The sequence below is a fragment of the Rhodococcus erythropolis NBRC 15567 genome (assembly GCF_001552595.1).
Lineage (GTDB): Bacteria > Actinomycetota > Actinomycetes > Mycobacteriales > Mycobacteriaceae > Rhodococcus_F > Rhodococcus_F erythropolis.
This window is the reverse complement of record NZ_BCRM01000014.1, coordinates 54,450-60,692: the sequence shown is the minus strand read 5'-3', so window position 1 is coordinate 60,692 and position 6,243 is coordinate 54,450. Positions and strand designations below refer to the sequence as shown.

Below are 6,243 nucleotides of genomic sequence, written 5' to 3'. Positions count from 1 at the left end.
GTGCAATCTGACCTCGTCACGTGCGACGAGAACCAGGTCGTATCCGAGGGAGGCGTATTTCTTGGCAAAACCGGCGCCGAGACCAGAGGTAGGTCCGGTCACCAGGGCAACGGGACGCACAGGGCGATCCGAGTGGGAAGTCGACATACCGGCCACGCTAGTGGTTATCGCGGCGGGACGGGAACCTTAAAGGTCAGTCGACCGGGCGAATTGTGCCCGAGCGCTGGGACGCCGGACGCTGAGCCGGCTTGTCAGCCGCCTCGGGCTTGCGCAGCGATTGGTCCTGACGTGGCGCAGATTCCCGCGGTGCAGGCTCACGCGGTGCGGACTCACGCGGGGCAAATTCACGCGGCGGAGCTTCACGGGGCGGCTGCTCTTGACGCGAACGGGGCTGTTCTACCGGATCCGGAGTTGGGCGAGACTTCTCGGCGCCCGGCCGCGGGCGGCTCGGATCGTGATCGACCTCGAGTTCGTTGGGATCGGTGACGGGAGGCAGGACATGCAGAATGCCGGACAGGCGCGCAACCGACTCGATTGCAGCGTCCCAATCCCGACCGTTGCTGGTTACGGGGAGCGAGCCGAGAGTCCACTGGCCTTCGCTCCACAGCATGCTGATCGACGGCGGAACCGATTCGGTGAACGCCACCATGCGCTGATCACAGACACGACGTGCGATCTCGAGATCGGTCGCGAAGACGACTCGTGAACCGATCGCACCCAGCAGGTTCAGGTCGCCGTCCTTGGGCGGAGCCGTCGATTTCAACCGAAGATCGATGTCGACGTCCGACCCGATCTCGCGGCGAACGGCGACGATGGTTGCGGTCTCTTCCAGGTCGAACAGCACGAACTGCTCTCCGCGACGACGGCCTCGGACGACGTCGGTGGCAGTCAGGTAGTCCTGCTTCGCCATGACCGCGCGATGCCATTCGCCCGCCAGCTGATCGTCAGTGGCCGTGTACGTGTATCCCTGTGCCTTGGCCCAGATCTGACGCACTCGCCCGGATTGATCTCGCCTCGTCCTGTCGACGTACAGGAGCGCACCCGCGCCTGCGAGTGCAATTGCTGCCAGTCCGAACCACATTCCAGTCATCACCCTCCAGGGTAGCGACTCGCGGCCTCAACCTCCCGCGACACCCTGGTGGACTCGCCTGATGTGTCGTGAACGACTCAGTTGCCGAACTTCGGCAACGACGTACTCAGAATCGTGTTGGCGGTCATCGTGCCGTTCTCCACCGGAGTTCCGTCGACGACGATGTTGTCTCCTGGTTGCAGATCGGCGATCGTGGCGCGGTTGAGCGCGATGAGGGTGGTGTCGGCTGTGGTCAGAACCGTCACCTGCGATCCACCGATCGAATCGATGACCAACGTGCCGCCGTCGTTCGACTTGACGGTGCCGACGGCTCCCCCGGCGTCGCCGATGACTTCGCCGAGCCCGCCCGGGAGCTGGCTGAGCGGGGAATCCGTCGTCGGAGTCGGTGCCGTGGTGCTCGCCTTCGGCGGTGTGGTGGTCGGCGCCTGCGTCGTAGTGGTCGGCGGAACGAAAGCGGTCTGGGTTCCCTTGTCGTTCGAACCGAACGCCGAGAACGCGACGATCGCGATCACGGCGACCAGGATCCCGACCACGCCGGCAGCCACCCACGTCGCGAGCTTGCGCTTCTTGCCGCCGCCCGACGACCCGTCTTCGATGAACGGCTGTTCCGGCGGAACTCCCCCGCCACCACCGGCAACCGGATACTGCTGTGTATTTCCGTACTGCTGTGTATTCCCGTACTGATCCGGGTTCCCGTACTGCTGGGCCGTGTACGGCGGATATGCCTGCGTCGCACCCGGCGGCGGGGCCTGCGGATCGAACTGCGGGTTGTAGGCGGGGAAGGCCTGCGTGGGATTCGGCTGCTGCCCCTGCTGCCCCAAGTACTCCGTGTTCTGATCCGGGCCACCGTAGGGATACTGCTGTGCCCCCGGATACTGCCCCGCCCCCGGCTGCTGACCGAAGTACTCCGTCGGCTGGTTCGGATTCTGGCCGGACACCGTCCCGTACTGCTCTGTCGGCTGGTCGGGCGTACGCCCCCACACCTCGGTGGCCTCGGGATCCTCACGGCGCGGCCCACCCGAGTTACGCGGATCGTTCTGATCGGTCATGCCTGGCTCACCTTCGGTTGGGACGAAAGAGCGTCGAAGTCGTTCGGAGAGGCGCGGGTGCAGACATCCCCAGTTCGAGCATCCAGCCATCCAGGGTAGAACAAAATGCGAATGCCCCGCCGATCCACTTGGATCGGCGGGGCATTCCACTTACCGAATCAGGACAGAACCAACTGATCCGCGTCCTCACTGACACCGACGTGCACGGTGTCGCCGTCCTGGACCTTGCCGGCCAGGAGCAGCTTGGCGAGCTGGTCGCCGATCGACTGCTGAACGAGTCGACGCAGAGGCCGAGCGCCGTACAGCGGGTCGTAGCCGCGCACCGCGAGCCACATCCGGGCAGCACCGTTCACCTCGAGGGTGAGACGACGCGCAGCCAGACGCTTCTGCAGCTGCTCGAGCTGGATGTCCACGATGTGCTCCAACTGCTCTTCGGAGAGCGAGTCGAAGACGACCACGTCGTCGAGACGGTTGATGAACTCGGGCTTGAACGCGTGGCGTACCGCGTCCATGACCTGCTCCCGCGTGCCACCGGATCCCAGGTTGGAGGTCAGGATCAGGATGGTGTTGCGGAAGTCCACCGTGCGGCCTTGACCGTCGGTGAGACGGCCTTCGTCGAGCACTGCAAGCAGGACGTCGAACACGTCGGGGTGTGCCTTCTCGACCTCGTCGAAGAGGACCACCGAGTACGGGCGTCGCCGAACTGCTTCGGTGAGCTGGCCGCCGGCTTCGTAGCCGACGTAGCCCGGAGGGGCACCGACGAGTCGGGCCACCGAGTGCTTCTCACCGTATTCGCTCATGTCGATACGGATCATCGCGCGCTCGTCGTCGAAGAGGAAGTCCGCCAAGGCTTTGGCGAGCTCCGTCTTACCGACGCCGGTCGGGCCGAGGAACAGGAAGGAACCGGTGGGCCGATTGGGGTCGGCGACACCTGCTCGGGCGCGGCGAACCGCATCCGAGACGGCGACGACGGCGTCGGTCTGGCCGACGACGCGCTTGCCGAGTTCGGACTCCATGCGGAGCAGTTTCTCGGTCTCGCCTTCCATCATCCGGCCGGCCGGAATGCCGGTCCAGGCTGCGACCACGTCTGCGACGTCGTCCGGCCCGACCTCTTCCTTGAGCATCACGTCACCGTCGGAGGCGGCTCCGGAAGCGACTGCTGCCTCTTCCAGTTCCTTCTCCAGCGCCGGGATGCGGCCGTAGCGCAACTCGGCTGCCTTGCCCAGATCGCCGTCACGCTCAGCGCGTTCGGACTCTCCTCGCAGGGTTTCGAGCTGTTCCTTCAGCACGCGCACCGAGTCGATGGCCTGCTTTTCGTTCTGCCAGCGGGTGCTGAGCTGATTGAGCTTTTCGCGATCGTCTGCGAGTTCCTGACGCAGCTTCTCGAGCCGAGCCTTGGACGCGTCGTCTGTCTCCTTCTCGAGTGCCACTTCTTCGATTTCGAGTCGGCGAACAGTGCGTTCCACCTCGTCGATCTCGACGGGTCGCGAGTCGATCTCCATACGAAGTCGCGATGCGGCTTCGTCCACGAGGTCGATGGCCTTGTCCGGCAGGAACCGCGAGGTGATGTACCGGTCCGACAGCGCGGCAGCAGCCACCAACGCGGAGTCGGTGATGCGTACGCCGTGGTGAACCTCGTAGCGCTCCTTGAGACCGCGCAGGATGCCGATGGTGTCCTCGACCGAGGGCTCACCGACGAGCACCTGCTGGAAACGACGCTCGAGTGCTGCATCCTTCTCGATGTACTTGCGGTACTCCTCGAGCGTGGTGGCACCGACCAGCCGCAGTTCACCGCGGGCGAGCATCGGCTTGATCATGTTGCCTGCGTCCATCGCGGATTCACCGGTGGCTCCGGCGCCGACGATGGTGTGCAACTCGTCGATGAAGGTGATGACCTGTCCGGCACTGTTCTTGATGTCGTCGAGAACTGCCTTGAGGCGTTCCTCGAATTCACCGCGGAACTTGGCACCGGCGACCATGGACCCGAGGTCCAGGGACACGACGGTCTTGCCTCGAAGCGATTCCGGGACGTCACCCGCGACGATGCGTTGGGCAAGGCCCTCCACGATCGCGGTCTTGCCGACGCCGGGCTCACCGATGAGTACCGGGTTGTTCTTGGTACGACGCGAGAGCACCTGCACGACACGGCGAATCTCGGTGTCGCGACCGATCACCGGGTCGAGCTTGCCGCTACGTGCAGCTTCGGTGAGGTCGGTGGAGTACTTTTCCAGCGCTTGGTAGGTGCCTTCGGGCTCCGGACTGGTGACGCGAGCGCTGCCGCGGACGGTGGTGAAGGCTTCACGCAATGCGTCCTGGGTAGCGCCATGACGTACGAGCAACTGCGCGACGTCGGAGTCGCCGCCGGCCAGTCCGTAGAGGACGTGCTCGGTGGAGACGTACTCGTCGTCCATCTCGGTGGCGAGGTGCTGAGCAGCAGTGAGTGCCGCGAGTGCCTCACGCCCGAGTTGCGGGGTGGAGCTTGCGCCGGTTGTCTTGGGCAGGCGATCGACGATTGCCTGTGCTTCACGGTGTACGACCGTGGGGTCGACGCCTACAGCTTTGAGTAGTGGGGCAGCGATGCCGTCGGTCTGGTCGAGCAATGCGACCAGCAGATGGGCAGGCCGGATATCGGGATTACCCGCCGACGACGCCGACTGCAGTGCAGCCGTCATCGCAGCCTGGGTCTTGGTTGTTGGTGTGAACGAGTCCACTTGTCACCTTTCTGGCGAAGTCGAACGGGAAGAGCCGCGACCGGTTGGTATTGCGACTGTGTCAATATGCTCAACGCGGACAAACTTGAGTCTATTCCGCTCAAGTTTGTTTTCGCCAGGCCGAGTTGGTTTCGTAGGTCACATTTTGAGCCGTACTAGAATTGTGGCGAGAGTTGCAGCTGGTGCGAAAGGGGGATGGATTGGATCCGACAGTGATCGCCCGTCTGCAATCCAGCCTCGATTCTCTGACCGACGACGAAGAGAGCCGTGCGCACTTCTCGGCAGTGTTCTACACCGGCCTCTTCGCGGAACATCCTCTGTACCGCTCATTGTTCCCGGCCGGGATGGAATCGCAGGGGCACCGTTTCTTCAGAGCGATCGAGTTCGTCGTCAAGAACCTTCCCCAGCATCGTCGGATCCGGAAGTTCCTCACCCAACTCGGCCGCGATCATCGCCGCTACGGCGTCGAGCGTGAGCACTACGAGGCTGCCGGTGTTGCACTCGAGCGCGCAGTTCGGTCGATGTACGGAACCAGCGCGCACAGTCGCTACAAGTGGACGCCGGAACTGGAGGACGCCTGGTCTCAGTTCACCGACCTCGTCGTGAGCACGATGGCCGACGGCGCCGAGTCCGATACGACCCCGGCACTCTGGGGCGCAACCGTGGTCAGCCACGAACGAGTCCTCGACGATCTGGCGATAGTGCGCCTCGAAGCCGACCCACCCATTCCGTACGGGGCGGGACAGTACGTCGGCGTTCAGATTCCCCAGCGCCCGAAAATGTGGCGGTACTACTCACCGGCGATTCCGACCAACCCTTTCGGTCAGCTCGAGTTCCACATCCGCAAGGTGTCGGGAGGATGGGTCAGCCCCGCGATCGTCAGCGAGACCAACGTCGGTGACCGCTGGGTCATGTCCACTCCCCTCGGCGGTCTCGAGGTCGACTTCACCAGCGACCGTGACGTTCTCATGATCGGATCCGGCACCGGCATCGCCCCACTGCGGGCACAGGTGATGGAAATGTCCCAACGTGCGCACAATCCGCGCGTGCACCTGTTCGTCGGCGGCCGGTATCCGTGCGACCTCTACGACCTCGAAACGCTCTGGCACATCTCGCTCAGTAATCCGTGGTTGACCGTCGTACCGGTTTCCGAAGAACCCGAAAACCCTTGGTGGCACAACGGACCGGTGCTGGAGCCACCCTTCGGAATGCACAGCCGACTGATCGGACCGATCGGAAAAGTGGTCTCGCAGTTCGGCTCGTGGGCCGACCGTCAGGTGCAGATCTCGGGGTCACCGTCGATGATCAAGACCACCGTCTACGCCTTGCGTGCCGGCGGAACTCCGCTCGACCAGATCCGGCACGACCCGCTCTACTGACTACAGGAGAACTT

The 6,243-nt window shown here is 64.0% G+C and carries 4 protein-coding genes and 1 pseudogene; 1 reads left to right on the top strand and 4 read right to left on the bottom strand.

Features of this window, described 5'->3' with window-relative positions:
• The 4 genes and pseudogenes from RE4_RS30760 to clpB form a co-directional block, all read right to left on the bottom strand.
• Nucleotides 1-147: pseudogene (locus RE4_RS30760) on the bottom strand (SDR family NAD(P)-dependent oxidoreductase); the annotation flags it as partial.
• Between the two features lie 46 nt (nucleotides 148-193).
• Nucleotides 194-1,081: a TtfA family protein gene (locus RE4_RS18895; protein WP_030535971.1), complete on the bottom strand. Its 888-nt coding sequence runs from the start codon at nucleotides 1,079-1,081 to the stop codon at nucleotides 194-196.
• 86 nt (nucleotides 1,082-1,167) lie between these two features.
• The gene (locus RE4_RS18890; protein ID WP_060939127.1) at nucleotides 1,168-2,139 is read right to left on the bottom strand and encodes a hypothetical protein; all 972 of its coding nucleotides are present in this window, start codon (nucleotides 2,137-2,139) and stop codon (nucleotides 1,168-1,170) included.
• Between the two features lie 158 nt (nucleotides 2,140-2,297).
• Nucleotides 2,298-4,850 (bottom strand): ATP-dependent chaperone ClpB, encoded by a 2,553-nt coding sequence (clpB, locus tag RE4_RS18885; RefSeq protein WP_020906630.1) that lies wholly within the window; start codon nucleotides 4,848-4,850, stop codon nucleotides 2,298-2,300.
• A 182-nt stretch (nucleotides 4,851-5,032) separates the two neighbouring features.
• Here clpB and RE4_RS18880 point away from each other — a divergent pair, with 182 nt between their 5' ends.
• Complete coding sequence (locus RE4_RS18880) at nucleotides 5,033-6,229, top strand: FAD-binding oxidoreductase (protein WP_046379818.1); 1,197 nt, start codon at nucleotides 5,033-5,035, stop codon at nucleotides 6,227-6,229.
• Nucleotides 6,230-6,243 lie beyond the last annotated feature (14 nt).

Excerpts from the sequence above, each read along its gene's own strand:
- RE4_RS18895 (WP_030535971.1), bottom strand. The coding sequence starts at position 1,081 with ATGTGGTTCGGACTGGCAGCAATTGCACTCGCAGGCGCGGGTGCGCTC.
- RE4_RS18890 (WP_060939127.1), bottom strand. The coding sequence starts at position 2,139 with ATGACCGATCAGAACGATCCGCGTAACTCGGGTGGGCCGCGCCGTGAG.